Genomic DNA, 24,250 nt, shown 5'->3' with positions numbered 1-24,250 from the left:
TATCCGGCTACACCACCGGCCCCGGCTGCGGCTCAATGGATGGCGTGCCAACCGAGGGCCAGCCGTCGGCATCGTAGCTGACTTTATCCAGCAGCAGCACGCGGCGCGAGTGGCCCTGCTCGTCGTTGATGGCATCGAAGGTGGGCTGACGGCGGTCGATGGCGTGGTAGAGCAGCCAGTCCTGGCCCGCCGCGTCGGTCACGAGGCAGTTGTGGCCAGGTGCCAGCCAGCGGTCATTTTCGGTGAGGATAGTGCCGTTGTTGCCCCTCGCCTGGGCCAGCGTTTCGTAGGGGCCGGCCGGGTGGCGCGCCCGCGCCGCCAGCACGGCGTAGCTGGCAACGGGTCCGCAACAGTTGTCGCCCGAGTAAAACAGGTAGTACCAGCCGGCGCGGTAATGCACCCAGCTGCCCTCGATGAGGTGGCCGTAGGCGGCCTGGCCGGCGGGCCGCGGCGGCACCATTATCTCAGCCACGCTGCCCGGCGCGAAGCCCAGGCCATCGGCGGCCAGCTCGCGCACCCGCAGCGGCCCAAACCCCGAGCCCCAGAATAGCAGCTGCCGCCCGGTAGCCTCCACAAACCGCATGGGGTCGATATCCTGAAACCCTACCCCCCCCGCCAGCAGCGGCTGGCCGCTATCTACGAAGGGGCCGGCCGGATGCTCGGCCACGGCCACGCCCAGGCACATGGCGGCGGCCGGGTCATTGGGCTGCGCCGAGTAGTAGAGCAAGTAGCGGCCATCGGTGCGGCGGCTCACGTCGGGCGCCCAAAAGCGCTGGCTGGTGGCGGCCCAGGCTGGCTTGTCAGGCAGCGCTTCGCCGAGGTATTCCCACGCTGTCAAATCCTGCGAGCGCGCTACTTGTATATTGATTATTAGCGCGTTGCGCTTGGTCTGCGTGCCGTAGGCGTAGTAGTAGCCATCGGGCGCCAGCACAATGCTAGGGTCTGGAAAATCCGCATCCAGCACGGGGTTTTGGTAGGTAGCCATAAAAGTATAGGGTAAGCTTTAGCTTGCTGGAAAAGGGATGTACGGTAAGCTTTAGCTTGCCGTAATGTGAGTGATTGGTATAGAACGCACAGCATTTTTTACGGCAAGCTAAAGCTTACCCTACAAGCTTTGCCAGCTCTTCGGTCACAAATTCTGGGGCTTCCAGCGGCAGCAGGTGGCCGGTCCCAGGCACCACCACCAGCGGCGAGCCGGGGGGCAGCAGCGGCAGCGTCTGGCGGCGCTGGGCGGCCAGCGGGATGGCGCGGTCATCTTCGCCCACCAGCAGGCGGCAGGGCACTTGCACCTGGGGCATCAGGGCCGAGATATCCTCGCGCGAGCCGCTTTGCAGCCAGGCGTCCCAGGCGGCCTGGGTAGTGCGGAGGTTGTCGGCCACCACGCGCTCGTGCCACTCGGCGGGCAGCGGCCGGTTGGTGATAACATGAAACGTCTTTTCAGCCTCTTCGGGCTTGCCATAGGCGGCCAAGCTGGCGGCCCGGTCGGCGTCACTGATGGGTTCGGGAGTAGGCGGCGAGGGCGAGAGCAGCAGCAGCCCGCGCAGGCCCGCCGGCTGGCGCGCGGCCAGGGCCAGCGCAAATTTACCGCTCATACTATGGCCGATAATATGATAATCAACTACCTGCTGCTCAGCCAGGTAGTGCGCCACCCAATCGGCGTAGCTGGCCACCGAATAGTCGAACCCCGCTGGGGCGGCCTGCGCCCCAAAGCCGGGCAGGTCGGGGGCCAGCAGGCGGCTGCCTGCGGGCAAGTGGGGTAGCAGCAACTCAAATTCGCGGCCGGAGCCGGCCCAGTAATGGAGGGCGAGGTAAGTAGGCATAATAATCAAGGGGTAGGGCCAACGTAGCACTCGGTACTACGCGGCCGCTCGGCGGTAGTTGGTTACCTTCGCGATTCAAGGTTGCCGAAATGCGCGAAATGGCGAAAAAATAATTTTCGCCAACTCACCAGCTACTTGTAAAATCCGGGCCTTGCCTGCTACATTTGGCTCGATTATCGTGGGCCTCATCTTTCGCTCACTCCACCTTTTTTAACTGCTGCACACTATCGACCGAAAGCTCTACGTTACCCCATCATCCGTAGTTCTTTATGGAACCCATGCAGCCGAGCGACTCCGCGCTCATCGACCTCTACCTGGCCGGCCGCGAAGCGGCATTTGCCCAGCTGCTCCAGCGCCACCAGGCGCGGGTCTTTACGACCATTCACCTCGTGGTGCGCGACGAGGATATGGCCGAAGACCTCACCCAGGATACCTTTATTAAGGCCATCCACACCCTCAAAAGCGGGCGTTACCAAGACGAAGGCAAATTTGGCTCTTGGCTGTGCCGTATTGCGCACAACCTGGCCATCGACGCCTTCCGCCGCGCAAAAAGAGCGCCCCAAACGAGCCTCGATGACAACATGGGGCTGGCTAATTCGTTACACCTTTCGGAAGAGTCGGCTGACGACGCGCTGGGGCGCGAAGAAAGCCACGCGCACCTGCGCCAGCTCATCCAGGAACTACCCGCTGCCCAGAAAGAAGTGCTGCTGATGCGCCATTACGGCGACATGAGCTTTCAGGAAATTGCTGACGCAACCGGCGTGAGCATTAATACTGCGCTGGGCCGCATGCGCTATGCTCTCATTAACCTGCGGAAAAAAATGGCCGCTCATTCGCTCCTGTATGATTCAAACCTTACCCCACCCGACGTTGCTTCGCTACGTGTACAACGAATTGCCAGCTGACGAGCAGCACGACGTCGAGGACGCGCTGCTGCACGACTCCACGCTCGCCGTGGATTGCGCCGACCTGCTGCTAGCCCAGCGCACCCTCGACCACTTAGCGCGCCGCCCGCGCCCGGCCACTACGGCGGCCATTTTGCAGTATGCGCGCACGTTTATGCGCTGAACGCGGCTGTTTTATCCTATAGAGAACGTCATGCTGAGCTTGCCGAAGCATCTCGCTCGCACCGCTGGATTAGTAACCCAGCGGTGCGAGCGAGATGCTTCGGCAAGCTCAGCATGACGTTCTTTTTTGGCTAGCTTTGGCTTCTTGCCAACTGATTATGACGCGCCCCGAACGGTTTCGCCGCTTTCTCGACTACTTCACCCTGAATTTCCCGGAGCCCAAAACCGAGCTGGCCTATGGCAACCCGTATGAACTGATTGTGGCCGTGGTGCTGAGCGCGCAGTGCACCGACAAGCGCGTGAACCAGGTGATGCCCGCGCTGTTGGCGCGGTTCCCTACCCCCCTCGCATTGGGCGAAGCGGCGGCCGAGGACATTTTTCCGTTTATTCGCAGCGTGTCGTATCCGAATAATAAGGCCAGGCACCTGGCGGGCCTGGGCCGGCTGCTCACCAGCGACTTTGGCGGCGAGGTGCCGAGCACCATCGAGGAACTGCAGCGGCTGCCGGGCGTGGGGCGCAAGACGGCCAACGTGGTGGTTTCGGTGATTTATAACCAGCCCGCGATGGCGGTTGATACGCACGTATTTCGGGTGTCGCACCGGCTGGGGCTGGTGCCCAAAACGGCCACTACCCCCCTGGCTGTGGAGAAAGGGTTGGTGAAATATATTCCGCAAGCAGTCATTCCGAAGGCCCACCACTGGCTGATTTTGCACGGACGCTACGTGTGCGTGGCCCGCTCGCCCAAGTGCAACGTGTGTCCCCTCAGCGACTTCTGCGCGTATTATGGGAAGTTTGCAGTTTCTGGTTGAGGCATTTGTCATTGCGAGCGCAGCGCAGTGGAGCGCAGTGGAGCGCAGTGGAGCGCAGTGGAGCGCGGCAATCTTTCCTTCCCAGCAGAATTACTAACTCAATGAAGCGAACGACCAAGGAAAGATTGCCGCGCTCCACTGCGTTGCGCTCGCAATGACAAACGGCCCGATTACGAACCAGAAATCAGGAACTCGTAAGCCCCGGCAAACTCGCGTTGCCAGAACCATTCGGCGTGCACGCCATCAGACAAGACGTTGAAATTCAGATTAGTATCAGGTACGCCGGCACCGTGCAGGGCGTCGCGCACGGTGGTCATCAGCGGTACCATTGAGGGGCCTTCCTGGGCACCGCACACGAAATACCAGCGCGTGTCGGGGCGTGGGGCATGCTGGGCGATGTAGGCCAGCAGGCTCGGCCCGGCAAACCAGTAGGCCGGCGAAAAGGCCCCTACCCCCCCAAAAACCGCCGGGTGGCGCAGGGCCGCGTAGGTGGCGATGAGCGCGCCCATGCTGGAGCCCGCCACGTAGGTAGCCGCCCGCTCGGGCCGGGTGCGGTAGTGGTGGTCGATGTAGGGTTTGAGGGTATTGACCAGAAAATCAACGTACTGCTCGCCTTCGCCGCCGCGCCGGATGCGAGGGTTGCGCCAGGGCGAGTACTCGTCGAGGCGGTGCTGGTCCGCGTTATCGACGGCGATTACCAGGCAGCCGCCCAGGTCCTGGCCGCTGGCCGCTAACTGGTCGAGGGTTTCATCGACGCCCCACTCGCCGGCGAAGGACGTGTACTGGTCGAACACGTTCTGGCCATCCTGCAGGTAGAGCACGGGGTAGCGGCGCTCGCCGGTGCCGTAGTCGGGCGGCAGATATACCCACACCCGGCGCGTGCGTCGCAGCTGCGGCATCGGGAAATCAGGACTGAGAATGTGCACGTTAGGCGACGCCGAATGCTGCCGCAGCGGCGCGATGCCGCCCTGGTCCTCCCAGTTCAGCACGTGCAGGCGCAGCTCGCGCGGACCCTGGCCGTAGAGGTGGCGGCGGTTGGGCACGGCCAGATTGTTGGCGTCGGTTTCGATGGTGGCCCAGCTGCCGCGGCACACTTTGTAGTCCAGGGTGCCCCGGCCGGGGGGTAGGGCCAGGTAGTAGCCGCCGCTGGCGGGGTCGAAGGTGAAGGCAAACGCCGGGTCGTCGGTGGTCCAGCCATTGCACGAGCCGGTGAGGTAGAGCGTGGCCGCGGCGGGCGTGCTGGCCGGCACGCTGGCGAGCCAAATGGTGACCGGCGCGCGAGTGGCCCGGCGCTTAATCTTACCCAGCAGGCGGGAAAATATTTTCTTCATGAAGTGGCGCAACAGCCGGCGAGCTGCAAAGGTCCGTTACCGGGCTCAATAGCCGCCGGGTGCCCTACCCCTCCCCACGGGAAGAACGCCGGGCAGGGCAGGCGCTTTAGGTGAAGAGTTTGTAAGCCAGCAGCTACTTTTGGGTTTCTATGCTTCTTCATGAAAACCTTAGTTTACTACCCTCTTTTACTGCTCCTATCAATTCGCATTCATACAGCTAAGGCTCAAGTAGTTGCCAGAGTTGATTCGAGTGAGCAAGCGGCGGTGACCGTGGCCGCCCAGCGCTACTACGCGGCCACCCAGGCCGATTCGCATTTGCTCAATGGGACGGAGTACGTGAGCCGCCCCAAGCCGTACGTGCAGGGTAGTCCGTTTTTTTTACTGCCCAGCCCGCAGCCGGGCAGCCTGCGCTACGATGGCTTCGACTTCGTGGCGGTGCCCATGCTCTACGACTGCCACCTCGACCGCGTGGTAGTGCTGCCGCCGAGCCGGGCCATTGCCTTGCAGCTGGTGCCCGAGAAAGTGGCGAGCTTCACGCTGGGCGGCCACCACTTCGTGCGCCTCACCACCGACTCGGTGGCCAACCCGCAGGTGCGCACCGGCTTCTACGACCTGCTGGTGGATGGCCCCGCCCGCCTGCTGGCCCGGCGCACCCGCAAGCTATCAGAGCGCCCTACGCAGTTCGGCATGGAAGGCTACTACGACGAGACTATCCGCTACGTGCTGCAGCGCGACACAGACTACTACGTGGTGAGCCGGCTCAGGGACATTACAGCTATTTTCCCAACTAAAAAAGCTGACTTGCAGCGGTTTGCCCGCAGCCGACACCTCTCCTTCCGGGAGGAAGGACGGGCGGCCTCGCTGACCGCGCTGGTAGCTTACTACAACACGTTGGTCAGGTAGGCATTATTTAAGAAAATAGACTTTTATTAGCCAATTATTATTTTGATTAACAGGTATTTATGCTGAATTTTTACCGTTTTATGCTGCTCGCGTTTTTGCTGAGCGGGGTGGCGTTGCAGGGTTATGGGCAGCAGGGCGGGCCGCCCATTAGCGGGCGCTTCGAGCACCTGCCTTTCGTGGAGTTTGCGCGGCGCGTGGAGGCCACTACCCCCTACCGTTTCTTCTATAACGCGGCTGATGTGGACAGCCTCACCGTGAACCTGACTGCCACCGGGCAGCCGCTGGCCCAGGTGCTGGCCCAGGCGCTGGCGGGCAGCAAGCTGCAAGCGTCCGTCGATGCGGCGGGGCACGTGTTTATCGCGGCCGCGCCGGGCATTCAGACCACGCTGCCGCCCGGCTACTTCACCGCCCCCGCGCCCGACGTGGCCGCCGACAACCCCGCCGACCCGGCCATCAGCGCGGGGCGGCCGGCCGGCGCCGGGGCCACCCGGCTCTACGAGGTGGGCAAGGGCCAGCCCGCGCCGGCCGGCAGCCGGGCCACCCTCACTGGCCGCGTACGCGACGCCCGGGCTGGCGAGCCGGTGGTGGGCGCGGCGGTGTTCGTGGAAGGCCCGGTCATTGGCACCGCTACCGACCAGTTTGGCTCCTACACCCTGACCTTGCCGGTGGGCCGCTACGTGCTGAACGTGCGCGGCATTGGCCTACGCAACACGCGCCGCCAGGTGATGCTGTACGCTAATGGCCAGCTCGATATCGAGGCTGAGCAGGACATTACGCCCCTCAAGGAAGTGGTGGTGATAGGCGGCCAGGACCAGAATGTGAGCAGCACCCGCATGGGCGTGGAGAAGCTGGACATCAAGCAGATAAAGCAGCTGCCTTCGGTGTTTGGCGAGGCCGATGTGCTGCGGGCGGTGCTGCTGCTGCCGGGCGTGAAGTCCATCGGGGAGGGTAGCACGGGCTTTAGTGTGCGCGGCGGCAACACCGACCAGAACCTGGTCCTTTTCAACGACGCGACCATTTACAACCCGGCGCACTTGTTCGGCTTTTTCTCGGCTTTTAACCCCGACGTGGTGAAGTCGGTGGAGCTGTATAAGAGCGCCATCCCGGCCAAGTATGGGGGTAGGCTGGCCTCGGTGCTGGATATTGAAACCCGCGAGGGCAACCGCAAAAAGATTAGTGGCGCGGCCGGCATCGGGCCGCTCACCAGCCGCCTCACCCTGGAAGGGCCGCTGGTGAAGGACAAGGGCTCGTTTCTCCTCGGCGGGCGCACCTCGTATTCCGACTGGCTGCTGCACCTCGTGCCCGATGCCAGCCTGAAGAAGAGCGCAGCCTCGTTCTACGACCTGAACGCGCACCTGAGCTACGACCTCGACGCGCACAACTCGCTGTACGCCACCGGCTATTTCAGCCGCGACCGGTTTCGGCTGGCCAGCGATACCACGTTTGAGTATAGCAACACGGCCGCCAGCCTCAAGTGGCAGCACGGCTTTAGCAGCCAGTTGTCGGGGGTACTCACGGGCACGTACAGCCGCTACGCGTTCAGCAATTCGAGCGAGTTGAACCCGACCAGCGCCTCCACCTTTTCGTATGCGCTGAACCAGAGCGGGCTGCGCGCCGACCTCACCTATTTCCGCGATGCGCGGCACACCGTCACCTTCGGGGGCAGCAGCACGCTCTACCACGTGGCGCCCGGCGCGCGCACGCCGATTGGCGAAATGTCGCTGACTACCAGCGACGTACTTGACCGCGAGCAGGGCCTGGAAAGCGCCCTCTACGCCGCCGACCACTGGGACGTGTCGCCGCGCCTGGCCCTCGACCTGGGCTTGCGCTACTCGCTTTACAATGCGCTCGGGCCGGGCGTGTCGAATGAGTATCTGCCCGGCGTGTCGCGCTCGGAAGGCACGATTTCGGGCACTACCAGCTACAGCAGCGGGCAAGTTATTCAGACTTACCAGGGGCCGGAATACCGGCTGGCGGCGCGCTTTGCCCTTACCCCCACCTCGGCGCTCAAGGCCAGCGCGGGCCGCACGCGCCAGTATATTCACCAGCTTTCCAACACGGCCGCCATGTCGCCGACCGATACCTGGAAGCTGAGCGACCGCTACATCCGGCCGCAGGTGGGCGACCAGTTCGCGCTGGGCTACTACCACAATTTTCGGGAGAATACCATTGAGACGTCGGTGGAGGGCTACTTCAAAACCACCCGCGACTTTGTGGACTACAAGAGCGGCGCGGTGCTCATCCTCAACCACCACCTCGAAACCGACGTGCTGAACGCCCAGGGCCGCGCCTACGGCGTCGAGTTTTTGGTGCGCAAGTCCACGGGCCGCGTCAATGGCTGGCTGAGCTACACCTACTCGCGCACGCTGGTGCGGGTGAACACCGCCACCGACCAGGTGAACGGCGGCAACTACTACCCCGGCAACTACGACAAGCCCCACGAGGCCACGCTGGTGGGCAACTACCGCTTCTCGCGCCGCTTCAGCACCTCCGTGAACGTGAACTACAGCACCGGCCGGCCCATCACGCTGCCGCTGGCCAAGTACTACCTCAACAACACGCTGCGCCTGCTCTACTCAGACCGCAACGCCTACCGGGTGCCCGACTACTTCCGCGTCGATTTGGCCCTCAATATTGAAGGCAACCACAAGGTGCACAAGCCTTTCCACAGCTCCTGGACGGTGGGCGTGTACAACCTCACCGGCCGCCAGAATCCTTACTCCGTCTATTACAAATCGCAAAACGGCACTATCAATGGCTATCAGCTTTCAATTTTCGGCACCCCCATTCCGACGGTTACCTACAATGTGCGCTTTTAGCCTAAGCCGGCTGGGGGGGGTAGGGCTGGCCCTGCTGCTGCTCGGCGGCTGCGTGAAGCCCTACAACGCGCCGGTGCCCGACGCTGCCAAAAGCTATTTGGTGGTCGATGGCTTCGTGAATCTGAATGGGCCAAGCACCTTCCGGTTGTCGCGCACGCTGGGGCTGGCGGCCAGCACGCCCGTGTCGGAGAGCAAGGCCACCGTCTCTATTAAAGACGAGGCCGGCAATTCCTATCCCCTCAGCGAGCGGCCGGCCGGCACCTACACCTACGCCCCGCGCACGGCCCTGGACTCGACCCGGCGCTACCAGCTGCACGTGGTGACGAGTGGTAATAAAGAGTACCAGTCGGACCTGGTGGAGTCGCAGCGGACGCCGCCCATCGACACTATTTCGTGGAAATACACCGGCGATGGCGTGCAGATAGCTGTGTCGGCCCACGGCGCGCCGGGCCGCCCCACCACCTACTACCGCTGGGACTACCGCGAAACCTGGCGCTATACGTCGGCCTTCTACTCGCACTTGTTTTATGACAAGACCATGCAGGAGCTGGTGCAGCGCAACGATGACATCTACAACTGCTGGGGCACCGTCAATTCGAGCACCATCAACCTGGGCAACACTGCCGCGCTGGCCCAGGATGTGCTTACCAATCAGCCGCTGCTTTTCATCCCGAATAAGTCGGTGCGGCTGCGCATTCGCTACAGCATTTTGGTGATGCAATATGGCCAGACTGCCGACGAATACCGCTATTGGGAAGCGCTGAAGAAGAACACCGAGAGCATCGGCTCGCTCTACGACGCGCTGCCGACCCAGCTCACCGGCAACATCCACGCCCTGGCCGACCCCGCCGAGCCGGTGCTGGGCTACGTGGGCGCACACTCGGTGCGTGCCCACCGCATCTACATTGACCGCAATGAATTGCCCCTACCCTTTGCCTGGCCCTTCGAAACCGGCTACGAAAGCTGCAGCCGGATACCCATTGAGTTCAGCCCCTTTGATGCCAAGGCAGAATTCAGCACGCCCAATTACCTGCCGATTGACCCAATTTACGCCGCCGACGGGGTAACTATCAAGGGCTACCTAGGGGCGCCGACCAGTTGCGTGGACTGCCGCAGCCAGGGCGGCGACAACCTGCGGCCCAGCTTCTGGTACTAGCCGCCAGCCTGGGCTTTAACTTCTTTTGTTTGAACGCGATGCGCACGAGCTTTTTTCCTAACTTCTCGCGTCTGGTGCTGGCGACCCTGCTGGCGCTGGCGGCCCTACCCCCCGCCCAGGCTCAAAGCCCGGCGGCACCCGACTCGCTGCCGGGCATCAGCCGGCCGTTTGCGCGCTACACGCGCCAGGCGCTGGTCGAGCAGCTGTTTGTGCACCTCGACCGGCCGGCCTACGCGGCGGGCGAAACGATGTGGCTGAAAATCTACGCTGTGGATGGCACGCGCCACCAGCCGCTGGCCCTGAGCAAAATCGCCTACGTGGAGGTCCTCAACGCCCAGCAGCAGCCCGTGCTGCAAGCCAAGCTGGCCCTGAGCCGCGCCACCGGCCACGGCTCGCTCAACCTGCCCGCCGACCTGCCCACCGGCAGCTACGTGGTGCGCGCCTACACCAGCTGGATGCGCAATTTCAGCCCCGACTACTACTTCCACTGCCCGGTCACGATTATCAATACCGCCCGGCCAGCCGGACTCGCCGCCCACCCCGCCGCGGCCAGCTACGACGTGCAGTTTTTCCCCGAAGGCGGCCAGCTGGTGCGGGGCCTGCGCAGCCGCGTGGGCCTGCGCGTGGTGAACCCGGCCGGCCGGGGCGTGGCCGCCACCGGCACCGTGCACGACGCGCAAGGCCAGCCCGTCGCCACGTTCGAAACGTTGAAATTTGGCCTGAGTAACTTCGACTTTACGCCGCTGGCGGACGCGAGCTACACCGCCACGGTGCAGCTCGCCACGGGCCAGGTGGTGAAAATACCGCTGCCCGCCGCCCGCGAATCCGGCTACGTGCTGCACCTGGCCGACGCCGATGCCGGCCACCTGCGCCTGACGGTGCAGGCCCAGGGCAGCACCCTACCCCCCGGCCAAGTGGCGGTGCTGGCCCACGCTGGCCAGCGCATCGTGGCCTCGGCCCACAGCGCACTAAGTGGGGGGGTAGGCGAGTTTGTTTTCGACAAAAATGACCTGCCCGACGGTATCACGCACTTCACGCTGTTTGATGGCGCGGCGCGGCCCAGCGCCGAGCGGCTGTACTTCCAGCGGCCCCGGCGCCCACTGGCGCTGACGGTGCGCGCGGCCCCGGCCAGCTACGCGCCCCGCGCCCGCGTGGCGGTGCAGCTAGTCGCCGACGCGCCCGCCCAGGCCTCGCTGGCCGTGTACCAGCTCGATTCACTGGCCGCCAGCTCGCCGGCCGATATCACTACCTACCTGGCACTTACCTCGGAGCTGAAAGGGACTATTGAGGAGCCGAACTACTACCTGCGCGACACCAGCGCCACCGGCCGCGCCGCCCTCGACAACCTCCTGCTCACCCAGGGCTGGAGCCGCTTTCGGTGGAATGACGTGCTGGACGGCCGCGCGCCCGCCCTACCCTCCCTGCCCGAGCTGAACGGCCACTTCGTGCGCGGCCGCATCACGGACCGCGTCACGGGCGCGCCGGCCGATGGCATCACCACTTACCTGGCCTCGCCGAGCCGGGCCATCCGGTTTTACAACGCCACCAGCCAGTATAATGGCGTGGTGCAGTTTGAGCTGCACAATTTTTACGGGCCTACGCAACTGGTTTTTCAAACTGATTACCTGCGCGATAGCACTTATCACCTGGAAATCTTTAGTCCCTTTTCGACGCAGTTTGCGCTTGGCTACACGCAGCCGCTGGCATTGAGCCCGGCGCTGGCGGCGGCCCTTACGCAGCGCCACGTGCAGGTGCAGACGCAGCGCACTTTTTTGGGCCGCTTCGAAAATCCCTACACCCAGCCGGCGCACGATACGCTGGCCTTCTACGGCCGGCCCGACGAGCAATATCTGCTCGATGACTACACCCGCTTTCCGGTGCTGGAGGAAGTGATGCGCGAATACGTGCCCGGCGTGCTGGTGCGCAAGCGCAAAGACGGCTTCCACTTTCTGGTGGTGGATAAGCGCAATGGGCTCACGTTTCGCAACAACCCGATGGTGCTGCTCGACGGCGTGCCGGTGTTTGATATCAATAAAATAATGGCCTTCAACCCGCTAAAAATCCGCAAGCTGGATGTGGTGGACGGCCATTATTTCCACGGCCCGCTCACCTACGATGGGATAGTAAGCTACACCACCTACAAGGGCGACCTGGGCGGCTTCCCCCTACCCCCCCAGGCATTGCTCGAAGAGTACGAAGGCGTGCAGGGCGAGCGCGAGTTCTTTGCCCCGCGCTACGAAACCGCCGCGCAGCAGCAAAGCCGCCTGCCCGATTTTCGCAACCTACTCTACTGGCAGCCCGATATAGCGCTGGCCGCCGGCCAGCCCCGCACGCTCAGCTTCTACACTTCCGACCAGCTGGGCCGCTACCTGGTGGTGGCCCAGGGCCTGGCCCCCGATGGCCGCGCCGGCAGCACCAGCGTGGTACTGGAAGTGAAGCCGGCGCTGTGAGGAATCATAATTTCTAATTCATGATTCCTCACAGCGCGGCCAGCACTTCGGGGTCGTTGTGGGCGGGCGAGTTGACGCGGGTCGTGATGACGTATTCCTTCATTAGCGCCGTATCGTAGGGCACGAGCAGCTGCTGATGGGCGGCGGGCGCTAGGTCATCGGCGAGCCAGGCACGCTCGGCGTCGGGGCCGGGCAGGATGACAGGCATCCGGTTGTGGATCCTGGCCATCAGCTCATTGGGCTCGGTGGTGATGATGGTGAACGTGGGTTGCAACTCGCCGGTATCGCGGTCCAGCCACTCGTCCCAGAGGCCGGCGAAGGCGAAGGGCTCCTCGCTCTTCAGCAAAATGCGGTGTGGAATTTTGCCCCGCTCGGTGGCCTGCCACTCGTAGAACGAGTCGGCCAGCACCAGGCAGCGCCGCCGCGCCAGCAGCTGCCGGAAGCTGGGCTTCTCGGCCAGCGTCTCGGCGCGGGCATTGATGGGCTTCGGGCCGCTGGCCGGGTCGCGGCTCCAGCTCGGCACCAGCCCCCAGCGCACCAGCTGAATCTGGCCCGGCGCGGCGTTGGTAATAATGGGCAGCGCCTGCGACGGCGCGGCGTTGAAGTTGGGCGGGGGGGTAGGGACTTCCCTAGCGGAGAAGCGCTCGGCCAGCGCCGGCGCGGGAGCGATAACAGTATAACGACCACACATTTGTCTGAACCACGGATTCCTCCGGATTTTTCGGATTAGTCGGATTTTGTGGACGATTACCTTAACCGCCCTCCTCATTTTTTACTTTTAATACGAACAAGCCTCTACGAAAAAAGCCGCCCAGAAGGCGGCTTTTTTAACGTCCACAAAATCCGACTAATCCGAAAAATCCGGAGGAATCCGTGGTTCAGACTTATTTATACAGTTGCTCGTAGTATTCCTTGGCCATGCGGGTACTTTCGAACTCGGGCTCCACGTCCTTCATGGCAGCTTTCACCACTTTCAGGAATTGCTTGGGCTGGTCGTAGTACATGGGCACTACGGTGCTTTCGAGCACGGTGAGCAGGTTATCGGCCTCGTGGTCATCCTTTTGCGCGTCGGGCAGGGTCACGTTGGCGTGGGCGATGAGGAAACAGTTCTCCCCATCCTGGGCAAACTCCGGAATCCAGCCGTCGGCGATGCTTACGCTCACGCTGGCGTTCATGGCGGCGGTCATGCCGCTGGTGCCGCTGGCCTCGCGGGGGTAGCGCGGGGTGTTCAGCCACAGGTCGGAGCCCTTCTTCATTTCAGCGCTCAGGGCTAGCTCGTAGCCCGTGAGCACGGCGCAGCGCTTGAGGTCCTTGGTCTTGCGAATAATGCTGTTGAAGATGTCGATAGCGCCATAATCCTTGGGGTAGGGCTTGCCAGCCCAAATGACCTGCACCGGGCGCGAATCGTCGCTCACGAGCTTCACAAAGCGCTCAAAATCACGCAGAATGAGGTCGGCGCGCTTGTAGGCAGCAAAGCGGCGGGCCCACACGATGGTCAGCGCGTCGGGGTCGAGCAGCGTACCGGTCTGGTCGGCCACGATTTTGAAAAACGCCACTTTCATCTCGCGCTTGCGGGCCAGCAGGGCTTTGTCGTCCTTGGCCTTGAGGGCGGCAGCCAGCGCGGGGTCGCGCCAGTAAGTGCCGTTCTGGGCGTTGGTGATGGAGATGATGGGGCAAATGCCTTCATAGTGGCCCCACATTTCGCGGGCTACTTCGCCATGCACCTTGCTCACGGCGTTGGCCCGGCGGGCGAAGCGCAGCGCGGTGAGCGTGTAGTTGAGCGTGTCGCCCTCAATGCGGGCCTCGCGGCGCACGTCCTCCTCGGGCACGCCGGCGAAAAAACTCATGTCGGTGAGCAGCTTCATGGGGCGCTCCTCGTTGCCGGCCAGCTCGGGCGTGTGGGTCGTGAAAACCAAGTGCTTTTGCACCTCGGCCAGGTTGCGGTCGTACTTTTCGTAGAGAAAAAACGCCAGCGGCAGGCCGTGGCCCTCGTTGAGGTGGTAGATGTCGGTCTGGCGCTCCAGGATGTCGAGCAGCTTGCCGCCGCCTACCCCCAGCACGATGCTCTGAGCCACGCGGGTGGCGGCGTCCGGGTCGTAGAGGTGGTGCGAAATGGTGCGCGAGAGGTAGTCATTCTCCTCAATATCAGTGGTGAGGAAAAACATCGGCGCGGTGCCGAACGTCTCGGGGGCCAGGTACAGCGCCTTCACGTGTACCTCGGCATCGTGGATGGTCACCGGGAATACAATCCCCGTGTCTTCCAGAAATGAGTATTGCTTGTGCAGAAACTCGGCCTTCATGGTCTGGTCGGGGTTGCGCACCTGGTCGTAGTAGCCGTAGGTCCACAGCATCCCGATGCCGACGAGGTTTTGCTTGAGCTCGTAGGCCGAGCGCATGTGCGAGCCCGCCAGGAAACCCAGGCCACCGGAATAAATTTTCAGGCTCTGGTCGAGGGCAAACTCCATCGAGAAGTATGCCGCCGCCGCCTTGTATTTGGCCGCCGGAGCCGCCATTTTGAATTGAAATGCCATGTAAAAAAGTTGGTAGCGAGTTGTTACTAAGTGAGTTCGCGGCCACAAAGGAAGCGCCCGCGGCCCAAAGCTAGCGGCGCGGCCGGGCAAGTCGGCGTACTTTGGAGGCTAAGCAGGGGCGATAGCTCCGCAATGGTTTGCGGGCCAGAATGGCCGTTTTCCGGCTCGCCCGCGCCTTTCTTACGCCCCGCAGCTTTTCAGTCTTTCTCCCACCTTTCTCTCTCATTATCTGCCCTATGCACGTTTTTAGCGCGTTGCTGGCCCCGTTGTCGGCCATTTTGCTGCTGGCGGCCAGTCCGGCCGCAGCCGTTTCGCTGCCTCCGCTGGCCCGCCCGGCGGCCCGCCCTACCCCCCCGGTTCGCATCGACCCCACGTACTGGTTTGTGGGCATGAAAAACCCCAAATTGCAGCTGCTGGTCAAAGCCCCCGGCATTGCCACCGACCAGGTAACGCTGGCCACCTACCCCGGCGTGACGCTCGACGGCTTCGAGAAGCTGGAAAGCGCCAACTACCTGATTGTGAACCTCACGGTGAGCCCGCAGGCGCAGCCCGGCCAGCTCAAATTGCAGTTTAAAGGCAGCAAAAGCTTCACGCACAGCTACGAGCTGCGGCCCCGCAACCAGGACCCGGCGCGCACGCAGGGCCTCACGCAGGCCGACTTTATCTACATGCTAATGCCGGACCGCTTCTCGAACGGCGACTCAAAAAACGACGTGGTGAAGGGCACCCGCGTGAACCATGTGGCCCGCGACTCGATGTACGCCCGCCACGGCGGCGATTTGAAGGGCATCGAAAACCACTTTGCTTATTTTAAGCAGCTAGGTGCCACGGCCATCTGGCCTACACCCGTCATTGAGAATGATATGCCCAAGGCCAGCTACCACGGCTATGCCGTTACGGACTGCTACAAAATCGACCCGCGCTATGGGACCAATGCCGAGTACGGGCAGTTTGTGAAAAACGCGCACGGCCAGGGCCTGAAAGTGGTGCAGGACATTGTGCTAAACCACTGGGGCAGCTACAATTACCTGTTTCTGGACAAGCCGGCGGCCGACTGGTTTCACGCGTGGCCCAGCTTCACGCGCTCCAACTACAACGCCTACGCCCTCAACGACCCACACGGCTCGCAGTATGACCGCAAGCGCTACAACGACGGCTGGTTTGACACCACCATGCCCGACGTGAACCAGGGCAACCCGTACGTCGCTACCTACCTCATTCAGAACTTCTTGTGGTGGGTAGAAAGCACCGGCCTCGATGGCTACCGCATCGATACTTATCCCTACTCGGAGCCGCAGTTTCTGATGGCCTGGGGCAAGGCCATCATGGACGAGTATCCCAAGCTCACGCTCTATGGCGAGGCCTGGGAGGGTAGCACCGCCGAGCAGGCTTTCTACGCTCAGAATATTATGCAGCCGGTTGATGGCTTCAAGTCGAACCTGCCGGGCGTACTCGACTTCATTACCACCTTCGCCATTCAGGACGCGCTGAAGGATGGCAACCTGGAGCATCTCTACCAAAGTATGCAAAGCGACTGGCTGTACGTGGATGCCACGCGCAACGTGACTTTCCTCGATAACCACGACATGAGTCGATTCTATTCGGTTATCGGCGAAGACTTTGCGAAGTACAAGATGGGCCTGGCTTGGCTGCTGACCTTGCGCGGCATTCCGCAATTGTATTACGGCACCGAGGTCCTGATGAAGAACTTCTCGAACCCTGATGGCAAGGTGCGCGAGGACTTTCCGGGCGGCTGGGCCGGCGACAAGGTGGACTACTTCACGGCGCGGCCGGGGCCGGCGGGCGAGGCATTTGACTACGTGAGCAAGCTGGCCAACTACCGGAAATCACACCCGGTTTTGTCGAGCGGCAAGCTGATGCAGTTCATTCCGCAGGACGGGGTTTATACGTATTTCCGCTATACTGCTACGGAGTGCGTGATGGTTATCGCCAACGTGGGCAAGGAGGCGAAGAAGGTCGATGGAACGCGGTTTGCGGAGCGCACGGGTGGGTTTGCCTCGGGGGTGGAGGTGGTGAGTGGGGTAGGGATTTCGGATTTGAAGTTGCTAACCGTGCCGGCGCATACGGCTTGGGTGGTGGAGTTGCGGAAGTAGTTTTTTTCACCGCGGAAGACGCGGAAGTACTCGCGGAAGACGCGGAAGCTTATGCACGAAAACGATATCACGTATTTGATTAGGCAATCGGCTTATAATGTGCATACTGCGCTGGGGCCTGGGCTATTGGAGTCGGCTTATGAAGCGGCGCTGATGTACGAATTACAAAGAGTTGGCCTGACTGTCAAAAGCCAGGTTGGCTTGCCCATGAGCTATGGCGAGGCTAGATTGGATGTCGGCTACCGCATCGACCTGCTGGTGGAAGGCAAAGTGATAGTCGAGCTAAAAGCTTTGGAAAATATTCTGGAGGTACACCACATGCAGCTGGTAACTTACCTCAATCTATCGGGATGCCGGGCGGGGTTATTGATTAATTTCAACGTAGCGCGCATCAGAGACGGCATTTTCCGGAAAGTCAACGGCATGACGGAGACGTTACCTCCGCGCCCTTCCGCGAATACTTCCGCGTCTTCCGCGGTGAAAACATCGCCTACCCCATGAAAAACCTCCTGCTAGCTCTCACCTTGCTCTTTCCCCTCGTGACCCTCGCCCAAAACCCCAACACCACCGACGAAATACCCCAGGATAACAAGCTGGTTATCTACCAGCTGCTACCCCGCCTCTTCGGCAACAAGGTGGCCCTGAACAAGCCCTACGGCACGGTGCTGGAAAACGGCTGCGGCAAGTTCAACGACATCAACGACCTGGCCCTGACCAAGATAAAGGAGATGGGTGCCTCGCACGTGTGGTACACCGGCGTGCTCGAACACGCCACCATGACCAGCTACCCCCAATCGGGCCTACTCGCCGACGATGCCGACGTGGTGAAGGGCCGCGCTGGCTCGCCCTACGCCATAAAGGACTACTACGACGTGGACCCCGACCTGGCCGTGGACAAAAAAAACCGCCTGGCGGAGTACGAAGCCCTCATCCAGCGCACCCACGCCCACGGGCTGAAGGTTATTATGGACTTCATTCCCAACCACGTGGCGCGCTCGTACCACTCCGACGCCAAGCCGGCCGGCGTGGTGGACCTGGGCGCGCAGGATGACAAGACCAAGACTTTCGCGCCGAATAACAACTTCTATTACCTGCCCGGCCAGCACTTTGTGGTGCCCGCCGGCTACAACCCGCTGGGAGCGTTGCACGGGCCGGGCGAGGATGGCAAGTACAATGAATTCCCGGCCAAGGCCACTGGCAACGACGTGTTTTCGGCCGCGCCCAGCGTCAACGACTGGTTCGAAACTATCAAGCTCAACTACGGCGTCGATTATCAGAACGGGCGCAAAACGCACTTCGAGCCAGTGCCCGACACCTGGCTGAAGATGCGCGATATCCTGGTTTTTTGGGCCAACAAGGACGTGGACGGCTTCCGTTGCGACATGGCCGAGATGGTGCCCGTCGAGTTCTGGGCCTACGTCATCCCGGAGTTAAAGAAGCTAAAGCCCGGCCTCGTTTTCATCGGCGAAGCCTATAACGCCCAGGAATACAGCACCTACCTTACCAAAGGTCACTTCGATTTTCTGTATGACAAAGTGGGCCTCTACGACGGCCTGCGCCGGCTGATGCGCCAAGAAGGCACCACCGACGACATCACCCACGCGTGGAAAACCGAAAGCCGCGGCTTCGGCTCGCACATGCTGCGCTTCCTGGAAAACCACGACGAGCAACGCATTGCCTCTCAGGAGTTTGCGAGCAACCCGCGCCGCGCCATTCCGGCCATGACGGTATCGGCCACGCTGGGCAGCGGCCCCGTAATGCTCTATATGGGCCAGGAAGTGGCCGAGCCGGCCGTGGGCAGCGAGGGCTTTTCGGGGGCCGATGGCCGCACCACTATTTTCGACTACTGGGGTGTGCCCGAGCACCAGAAGTGGCTGAACCAGGGAAAGATGGACGGCGGCCGGCTGAGCGCCGAGCAGAAGCAGTTGCGCGATTTCTACAGCCGCCTGCTCAACCTGGCCGGCAGCAGCGAGGCCATCCGCAAGGGCCAGTTCTACGAGCTGCAGGATGCCAATAATCTCAGCAAAGAGTACGACCAGCACAAGGTGTACGCCTTTTTGCGCTACACTAAGGGCCAGCAGGTGCTGGTAGTGGTCAACTTCAGCGATACCAAAACCTACCGCCCTACCCTCCTCATTCCGGCCGAAGTGCTCCAACGCATGGGGCTCGACCCGCAGCGTGTGTACACTTACCAGGACTTGCTGAATGGCGGTGACCCCAAGCCCAGCCTCAGCCTAACGCTGGTGCCGCTGGCAGCTATGGTGCTGGAGATTAAGCCTCGATAATACGGTCATCAAGCCCTGTATTAGAGCGGAAACGTTTGCGGTCAGACAGACACTTCCGGCACCGCTGGCCTTGCCAAGCATGCTGAAATACCAACAGCACACCGTAACTTTCAACACCCCTCTTCTCCCACCAACATTCGCTTCGCTGTTATGGCTAATACTGCCATCATCGACAACCCTGCCATGCAGGCTAAGCCCCGCCTTAGCTTCTGGCAAATCTGGAACATGAGCTTCGGCTTTCTGGGTATCCAGTTTGGCTTTGCCCTGCAAAACGCCAACATGAGCCGCATTTTTTCCACAATGGGAGCTGATGCGGATAATCTGGCTTTTCTATGGTTGGCTGCGCCACTCACTGGCCTGATAGTACAGCCCATTATTGGCTACCTTTCTGACCGCACCTGGAGCCCGCGCTGGGGGCGGCGGCGGCCGTTTTTCTTCGTTGGGGCTGTGCTGGCTTCTCTGGCGCTACTGGTGATGCCGCACGTTTCGGCCCTGTGGATGGCGGCCGGCATGCTCTGGATACTTGACTCCAGTATCAATATTTCAATGGAGCCGTTTCGGGCGCTGGTCGGCGACCTGCTTCCGTCCAACCAGCGCACCGTGGGTTTTGCGACTCAGACGTTTTTTATCGGTGTTGGCGCAGTAGTGGGCTCTTCACTGCCCTGGATTTTCACCAATTGGTTTGGCATGGCCAACACCGCTGCGCCTGGCCACATCGCCCCATCGCTGACGTATGCTTTCTATGCGGGTGGCCTCATTCTATTTGCTGCCGTGCTGTGGACTATCCTGCGCACCCGTGAATATCCACCTTACAATTTAGCAGAATTTGAGGCCGAGAAGCACCGCACCGCGGGCTTTATGAACGGCATCAAAGAATCTTTCGCGGGCATTGCCAATATGCCGCGCACAATGCGGCAACTCGCCGTGGTGCAGTTTTTCTCGTGGTTCCCATTATTTTCCATGTGGGTTTACACGACTGGGGCCGTTACAAGCCATATATTTCACACTACTGATACTCACTCTATTCTGTACAATAAAGGGGGTGATTGGGTAGGGGTATGCTTCTCGGTGTATAATGGATTGTCGGCGCTTGTAGCCATACTACTGCCCACCATAGCCAGGGCTACCAGCCGGCGCTTTACCCACATGCTGTGCCTGATAGCCGGCGGCATTGGCATGATTTCCATCTATTTTATCCAGGACTACCACTACTTATTACTATCAATGGTAGGTGTTGGCATTGCGTGGGCCAGTATTTTATCGATGCCGTATGCTATGCTGGCCGGCGCGCTGCCCGCGCACAAAATGGGTTATTACATGGGGGTTTTTAATTTCTTCATTGTGATTCCGCAAGGAGTTGTTGGCATAGTACAGGGTCCCCTTATCAAATATGCTTTTCATGGCCAGCCCATCTATGTCTTGGTAATGGGGGGCATTTCAATGATACTAGCCGGTTTTCTCACCCTCCGTGTTCACGACGCCGACGATATCCGCTTACCCAACGACATGACCCCGGCCGAAAACCTGACTTATGAAGCCTCATTAGCCGGCGCCAATCCCGAAGTATAGGGTTTTAATAACAAATGACCAGGGACCCATGCCTAATGTCGTTCAAGCTAAATGAACGACATTAGTCATGGGTCCCTGGTCATTTGTTATTAGTCTTCGTGGCCCGGTAGAGGGGTAGGGGGCGCTGCCGATGCCGCCTTGGCTTCCTGCGTGGCTTGCAGCTGCGCGGCAGCTGAGGGCTGCTGGTCGAGGCCCGTGAGGTCGGGCTGGCCGGCATCGACCCAGCAGGTGTACCAGAAGGCCCCGATGAGCCGGGAAGCGTAGCGGAGCTGGCGCTCCACCTGGCCGTTCAAACGCCGGTGGTAAGCCAGGCTGAACTCGCGCGAATAGACCCGGATGGTCTGGTTGCCGCGCTGCTCGTAGCTGAATTTGCGGTCTTCGGCCAGCTCTGCCGAAACCAGCTTTTCCATCCGAAATACGGAATCGACGGCGGCGTGGGCGCGGGCCACGGCGGCCCAGGCGGCTTCGGTGGGTTGTTCGAGGTAGGGCGCGGGGCCGGTGAGCAGGTCGTAGTCAGCCGCTTGCAGCTCGGGCAGGCGCGACTCCCAGAGCGCGTGGATGCCGCGCTGGCCGGTGAATTGGCCATTATAGTTGCGGGTGGTGTGCAGCGGCACGCAGGCATCGGCCACATAGTGGCCCAGGTCGGCGGCCAGGTACAGGATGCGGTCGGTGTCCTGGTTGCGGAAGGCGGCGGTGAGTTGGTTTTTCATCAGCGCCACCTGCCAGGGCACGATGCCGTGGCGCAGCAGCGAGTCTTCGCCGCCGGCCAGGGCCACGGCATCGGCGTAGGCGCGGGGCAGGCCGTGGCGCGTCAGGGCGCTGTCGCCGTACACGTCCACATCCATAAAGTGGCGCGGGGCCTCGGTGGGCACCACCGTGCGCCGCGAGTCGGGCCGGGTGGCGTTGTTGGTGAGGTAGTCGATATTAGCCTTGAAAAGCGGCAGCATCTCGGGCGGCAACGTGTACACGGCCAGCCGGTTGAGTAGCCGGTGGCCGAAGAAGCCCCAGGCCTGAGCCGGCGCAGGCAGCGCCAATAGTACTACTAATAGTAGAAATCGCTTTTTTCTCATAAGCCAAAAAACAGGCAGCTAAAATTAGGCTCGGCTGAGCAAAGCTATCAATTGTTGATTGCTATACAAGTGGTATTTGCCTAGCTCGCTATCTTCCAAAAGCCCCAGGTCAGCTAGTTGGTTAAGGTACTTAGTAGCAGTACTATAATGCACGTCAAGCAGGCGGGCAACTTGGGTAGGTGTCACAATGGGTTGTACAAATACCGCTTCAATCAATTCCTGTGGAATCTTGCGCTTATTTTGTTTCACTACCTCCCGAAACTGTTGAAGCAATCCTACACTTTCAACCAGAGTTTGCTTGGTTTCGCGGGCCTGCTGGTAAAAACCTTCGAGCATAAATAGGATAAAAGGCTCCCATTCGCCTGCCGCTGACACCTGAGCCAGCAGCCGATAATACTGCGGGCGATTTCGATTTATATAACCGCTAATGTAAAGGGTAGGCAGCGCCAGCAGTTCATGATAAACCAGATGCAATACCATCAGTATCCGGCCCGTGCGACCATTACCATCACCAAATGGATGAATAGCTTCAAATTGATAGTGCGCAATGGCACAGGCAATGAGCGGGTCAATATGCTCTTCGGGCAGATGCACGAAATTTTCCCAATTTCCCAATAGTCGATTAATGTCGTAAGCAGGTGGCGGCGTATAAACCGGCTGTCCAGTGGCTGAATTGATAATCTGATTTGGCGTGGTGCGGTAGCCCGCGTACCCGTCAGGTAATAGTTGCCGCTGAATACCGACGATTAGACGCGACGACAACGAGAGGGTAGCCAGCTGCTCGAAGCCCCAACGCATAGCTTGTCCATAACGCAATACTTCCTTATCGGCCGGCCGCTGCTCGGCTTCCGGAAAAAGTTGTTGCTGCAAAGCTTTTTCCACCGTTGTATTTACATTTTCAATGTCCGAACTTGCGATAGATTCCCGCAGGATAGCTGGCGAAAGGAGCAACATGGGATTAGGCAGCGCTGCTGAATAACCTTTCAGTTCTCCTAGCTCTGTGCGCGCCTTGGCAATTAAACGACTGAATTGAATATTACCAAAATCAATAATTGGCGGCAAATCAGGTAACGCAAACGGCCGGGCAGGGGCAAAGAACATGACGAAGGGAATGCTTGATATGACAAATAAAACGAGAAAAACTGGCATATCACGCAGGATATGCCAGTTTTTTTGTCCTACTACTTATCAGTTATATCCTACCCTCCTACCGACGCGTGCTGGTCGGGAATTTCATCCGGTACTCGTGCTTCACATCACCCTTGCTGATACGGGCGAGCCGGCCTTTCAACAGCTGCTTTTTAAAGGCGGAGAGCTTATCGGTGAACAAGATACCTTCGAGGTGGTCGTACTCGTGCTGGATGATGCGGGCGGCCATGCCGCTGAAAGCCTCCTCATGCACCTGCCGGTTTTCGTCCTCGTAGCGTAGCACGATATTAGGGCAGCGCTGCACCATTTCACGCACGCCGGGGATGCTCAGGCAGCCTTCCTCGAAGCCCCAGGCCTCGCCGGTTTCGCTCAGCATTTGGGGGTTGATGAAGGCGCGCTTGAGGGGCGTTTCAGCGATTTCGTCGGGGGCGGCCACTTCCACGGGCTCGTCGTCGTCCTCGTCGTCGTCAGGGCCCACCATCGGACCCGAGTCCATCACGAACAGGCGCACGCTGCGGCCAATCTGGGGCGCGGCCAGGCCCACGCCGTGGGCCGAATACATGGTTTCGAACATATCCTGGACCAGCTTCGTGAGGTCGGCAGCGGGCAGGTCGGCGGGCAGCTCTTTGGCGAGGGTTTTGAGAACGGGGTCGCCGATGGCAACAATCGGGAGAATCATGGATGCAGAGTGGATTCTAGAAAAGACTGGAGAATAAGCGCCGCGCTCACCTTATCGACGGTGGCTTTATCCTGGCGGGCTTTGCGGCCCAGGCCGCCGGCCAGCATGGCCTGCTTGGCCAGGCGCGAGGTAAAGCGCTCGTCGATTTCGTGGATGGGCACGGCCGGCAGCTCGCGGCGCAGGCGGCGCAGCAGGCCCACCACGGCGCTGGTCGAGTCGGTGGGCTCATTGAGCAGCGTGCGCGGCATGCCCACCACCACGGCCGCCAGCGGCTCACGCAGGTGGTAGTCGAGCACGAACTTCACTAAGCCCTGGCTATGAATGGTATCCAGGGGCGAAGCGATGAGTTGGAGCGGGTCGGTGATGGCCAAGCCCACGCGCTTGTGGCCGTAATCGATAGCCAGAATACGGCCAGGAACGGTGGGGGACATGAGGTAATGGGGAAAGCCACAAAGATACGGCCCCGCCGCAGGGGTAGGGTTGTGGCGGTTTTCAAGC

At 60.9% G+C, this 24,250-nt stretch carries 19 protein-coding genes and 1 pseudogene; 11 read left to right on the top strand and 9 right to left on the bottom strand.

The window, feature by feature from the left end; genetic code table 11:
• Positions 1–7: 7 nt before the first annotated feature.
• Both A0257_15840 and A0257_15835 read right to left on the bottom strand, forming a co-directional pair.
• Positions 8–985 carry a hypothetical protein gene (locus A0257_15840; GenBank protein ID AMR28417.1) on the bottom strand — a complete coding sequence of 326 codons (978 nt, stop codon included), beginning with the start codon at positions 983–985 and terminating at the stop codon, positions 8–10.
• A 115-nt stretch (positions 986–1,100) separates the two neighbouring features.
• The gene (locus A0257_15835) at positions 1,101–1,820 is read right to left on the bottom strand and encodes a hypothetical protein (protein ID AMR28416.1); all 720 of its coding nucleotides are present in this window, start codon (positions 1,818–1,820) and stop codon (positions 1,101–1,103) included.
• Between the two features lie 269 nt (positions 1,821–2,089).
• Between A0257_15835 and A0257_15830 the strand changes: the two genes are divergently transcribed.
• The 3 genes from A0257_15830 (at position 2,090) to A0257_15820 (ending at position 3,696) form a co-directional block, all read left to right on the top strand.
• Complete coding sequence (locus A0257_15830) at positions 2,090–2,725, top strand: RNA polymerase subunit sigma-24 (GenBank protein ID AMR28415.1); 636 nt, start codon at positions 2,090–2,092, stop codon at positions 2,723–2,725.
• Positions 2,703–2,888, top strand: a complete 186-nt coding sequence (locus A0257_15825) for a hypothetical protein (protein AMR28414.1) — start codon at positions 2,703–2,705, stop codon at positions 2,886–2,888. Before A0257_15830 ends, A0257_15825 begins: the two co-directional genes overlap by 23 nt.
• A 157-nt stretch (positions 2,889–3,045) precedes the next feature.
• Positions 3,046–3,696 carry an endonuclease III gene (locus tag A0257_15820; protein AMR28413.1) on the top strand — a complete coding sequence of 217 codons (651 nt, stop codon included), beginning with the start codon at positions 3,046–3,048 and terminating at the stop codon, positions 3,694–3,696.
• A gap of 170 nt (positions 3,697–3,866) precedes the next feature.
• Here A0257_15820 and A0257_15815 read toward each other — a convergent pair whose 3' ends face one another.
• Positions 3,867–5,027 carry a hypothetical protein gene (locus A0257_15815; GenBank protein AMR28412.1) on the bottom strand — a complete coding sequence of 387 codons (1,161 nt, stop codon included), beginning with the start codon at positions 5,025–5,027 and terminating at the stop codon, positions 3,867–3,869.
• Between the two features lie 264 nt (positions 5,028–5,291).
• On the opposite strand from A0257_15815, the gene A0257_15810 reads away from it, so the two are divergent.
• From A0257_15810 to A0257_15795, 4 genes are read left to right on the top strand one after another with little or no spacing between them, the layout of a single operon-like run.
• On the top strand, positions 5,292–5,930 hold the full coding sequence (locus tag A0257_15810) for a hypothetical protein (protein ID AMR28411.1): 639 nt from the start codon (positions 5,292–5,294) through the stop codon (positions 5,928–5,930).
• A gap of 59 nt (positions 5,931–5,989) precedes the next feature.
• A complete protein-coding gene (locus tag A0257_15805) occupies positions 5,990–8,749 on the top strand; it encodes a TonB-dependent receptor (GenBank protein ID AMR28410.1) in 2,760 nt (919 codons plus the stop codon).
• Positions 8,736–9,905: a hypothetical protein gene (locus tag A0257_15800; GenBank protein ID AMR28409.1), complete on the top strand. Its 1,170-nt coding sequence runs from the start codon at positions 8,736–8,738 to the stop codon at positions 9,903–9,905. The genes A0257_15805 and A0257_15800 overlap by 14 nt, the downstream gene beginning before the upstream one ends.
• Before the next feature lie 38 nt (positions 9,906–9,943).
• Entirely contained in the window at positions 9,944–12,355 is a 2,412-nt protein-coding gene (locus tag A0257_15795) for a hypothetical protein (protein ID AMR28408.1), read from the top strand.
• A gap of 28 nt (positions 12,356–12,383) precedes the next feature.
• On the opposite strand, the gene A0257_15790 is transcribed toward A0257_15795, so the two are convergent.
• Positions 12,384–13,046, bottom strand: coding sequence for a hypothetical protein (locus A0257_15790; protein AMR28407.1), 663 nt, complete (start codon positions 13,044–13,046; stop codon positions 12,384–12,386).
• 193 nt (positions 13,047–13,239) lie between these two features.
• On the bottom strand, positions 13,240–14,886 hold the full coding sequence (locus A0257_15785) for an alpha-glucan family phosphorylase (protein ID AMR28406.1): 1,647 nt from the start codon (positions 14,884–14,886) through the stop codon (positions 13,240–13,242).
• Between the two features lie 236 nt (positions 14,887–15,122).
• Here A0257_15785 and A0257_15780 point away from each other — a divergent pair, with 236 nt between their 5' ends.
• The 4 genes and pseudogenes from A0257_15780 to A0257_15765 all read left to right on the top strand — a co-directional run bounded on the left by A0257_15780 (position 15,123) and on the right by A0257_15765 (position 20,854).
• On the top strand, positions 15,123–17,000 hold the full coding sequence (locus tag A0257_15780) for an alpha-amylase (protein AMR28405.1): 1,878 nt from the start codon (positions 15,123–15,125) through the stop codon (positions 16,998–17,000).
• Between the two features lie 51 nt (positions 17,001–17,051).
• Positions 17,052–17,426: pseudogene (locus tag A0257_15775) on the top strand (GxxExxY protein).
• Between the two features lie 71 nt (positions 17,427–17,497).
• Positions 17,498–19,285: an alpha-amylase gene (locus tag A0257_15770; protein ID AMR28404.1), complete on the top strand. Its 1,788-nt coding sequence runs from the start codon at positions 17,498–17,500 to the stop codon at positions 19,283–19,285.
• 150 nt (positions 19,286–19,435) lie between these two features.
• Positions 19,436–20,854 (top strand): MFS transporter, encoded by a 1,419-nt coding sequence (locus A0257_15765; GenBank protein ID AMR28403.1) that lies wholly within the window; start codon positions 19,436–19,438, stop codon positions 20,852–20,854.
• An 89-nt stretch (positions 20,855–20,943) separates the two neighbouring features.
• Here A0257_15765 and A0257_15760 read toward each other — a convergent pair whose 3' ends face one another.
• From A0257_15760 to A0257_15745, 4 genes are all read right to left on the bottom strand, one after another.
• A complete protein-coding gene (locus A0257_15760; GenBank protein AMR28402.1) occupies positions 20,944–21,924 on the bottom strand; it encodes a S1/P1 Nuclease in 981 nt (326 codons plus the stop codon).
• A 24-nt stretch (positions 21,925–21,948) separates the two neighbouring features.
• A complete protein-coding gene (locus tag A0257_15755) occupies positions 21,949–23,025 on the bottom strand; it encodes a hypothetical protein (protein ID AMR28401.1) in 1,077 nt (358 codons plus the stop codon).
• A gap of 106 nt (positions 23,026–23,131) precedes the next feature.
• Positions 23,132–23,752 (bottom strand): peptide deformylase, encoded by a 621-nt coding sequence (locus A0257_15750; protein AMR28400.1) that lies wholly within the window; start codon positions 23,750–23,752, stop codon positions 23,132–23,134.
• Positions 23,749–24,183 carry a crossover junction endodeoxyribonuclease RuvA gene (locus tag A0257_15745; GenBank protein ID AMR28399.1) on the bottom strand — a complete coding sequence of 145 codons (435 nt, stop codon included), beginning with the start codon at positions 24,181–24,183 and terminating at the stop codon, positions 23,749–23,751. The genes A0257_15750 and A0257_15745 overlap by 4 nt, the downstream gene beginning before the upstream one ends.
• Positions 24,184–24,250 lie beyond the last annotated feature (67 nt).

Source organism: Hymenobacter psoromatis (genome assembly GCA_001596155.1).
GTDB lineage: Bacteria > Bacteroidota > Bacteroidia > Cytophagales > Hymenobacteraceae > Hymenobacter.
Note: the sequence above shows the minus strand (reverse complement) of the source record. Positions and strands in the feature narration are given on the sequence as shown.

Coding starts and splice junctions, on each gene's coding strand:
- A0257_15830 (AMR28415.1), top strand. CDS start 2,090: ATGGAACCCATGCAGCCGAGCGACTCCGCGCTCATCGACCTCTACCTG.
- A0257_15780 (AMR28405.1), top strand. CDS start 15,123: ATGCACGTTTTTAGCGCGTTGCTGGCCCCGTTGTCGGCCATTTTGCTG.
- A0257_15790 (AMR28407.1), bottom strand. CDS start 13,046: ATGTGTGGTCGTTATACTGTTATCGCTCCCGCGCCGGCGCTGGCCGAG.
- A0257_15760 (AMR28402.1), bottom strand. CDS start 21,924: ATGAGAAAAAAGCGATTTCTACTATTAGTAGTACTATTGGCGCTGCCT.
- A0257_15750 (AMR28400.1), bottom strand. CDS start 23,752: ATGATTCTCCCGATTGTTGCCATCGGCGACCCCGTTCTCAAAACCCTC.
- A0257_15805 (AMR28410.1), top strand. CDS start 5,990: ATGCTGAATTTTTACCGTTTTATGCTGCTCGCGTTTTTGCTGAGCGGG.
- A0257_15755 (AMR28401.1), bottom strand. CDS start 23,025: ATGTTCTTTGCCCCTGCCCGGCCGTTTGCGTTACCTGATTTGCCGCCA.
- A0257_15765 (AMR28403.1), top strand. CDS start 19,436: ATGGCTAATACTGCCATCATCGACAACCCTGCCATGCAGGCTAAGCCC.
- A0257_15840 (AMR28417.1), bottom strand. CDS start 985: ATGGCTACCTACCAAAACCCCGTGCTGGATGCGGATTTTCCAGACCCT.
- A0257_15815 (AMR28412.1), bottom strand. CDS start 5,027: ATGAAGAAAATATTTTCCCGCCTGCTGGGTAAGATTAAGCGCCGGGCC.
- A0257_15770 (AMR28404.1), top strand. CDS start 17,498: ATGAAAAACCTCCTGCTAGCTCTCACCTTGCTCTTTCCCCTCGTGACC.
- A0257_15820 (AMR28413.1), top strand. CDS start 3,046: ATGACGCGCCCCGAACGGTTTCGCCGCTTTCTCGACTACTTCACCCTG.
- A0257_15800 (AMR28409.1), top strand. CDS start 8,736: ATGTGCGCTTTTAGCCTAAGCCGGCTGGGGGGGGTAGGGCTGGCCCTG.
- A0257_15785 (AMR28406.1), bottom strand. CDS start 14,886: ATGGCATTTCAATTCAAAATGGCGGCTCCGGCGGCCAAATACAAGGCG.
- A0257_15745 (AMR28399.1), bottom strand. CDS start 24,183: ATGTCCCCCACCGTTCCTGGCCGTATTCTGGCTATCGATTACGGCCAC.
- A0257_15835 (AMR28416.1), bottom strand. CDS start 1,820: ATGCCTACTTACCTCGCCCTCCATTACTGGGCCGGCTCCGGCCGCGAA.
- A0257_15795 (AMR28408.1), top strand. CDS start 9,944: ATGCGCACGAGCTTTTTTCCTAACTTCTCGCGTCTGGTGCTGGCGACC.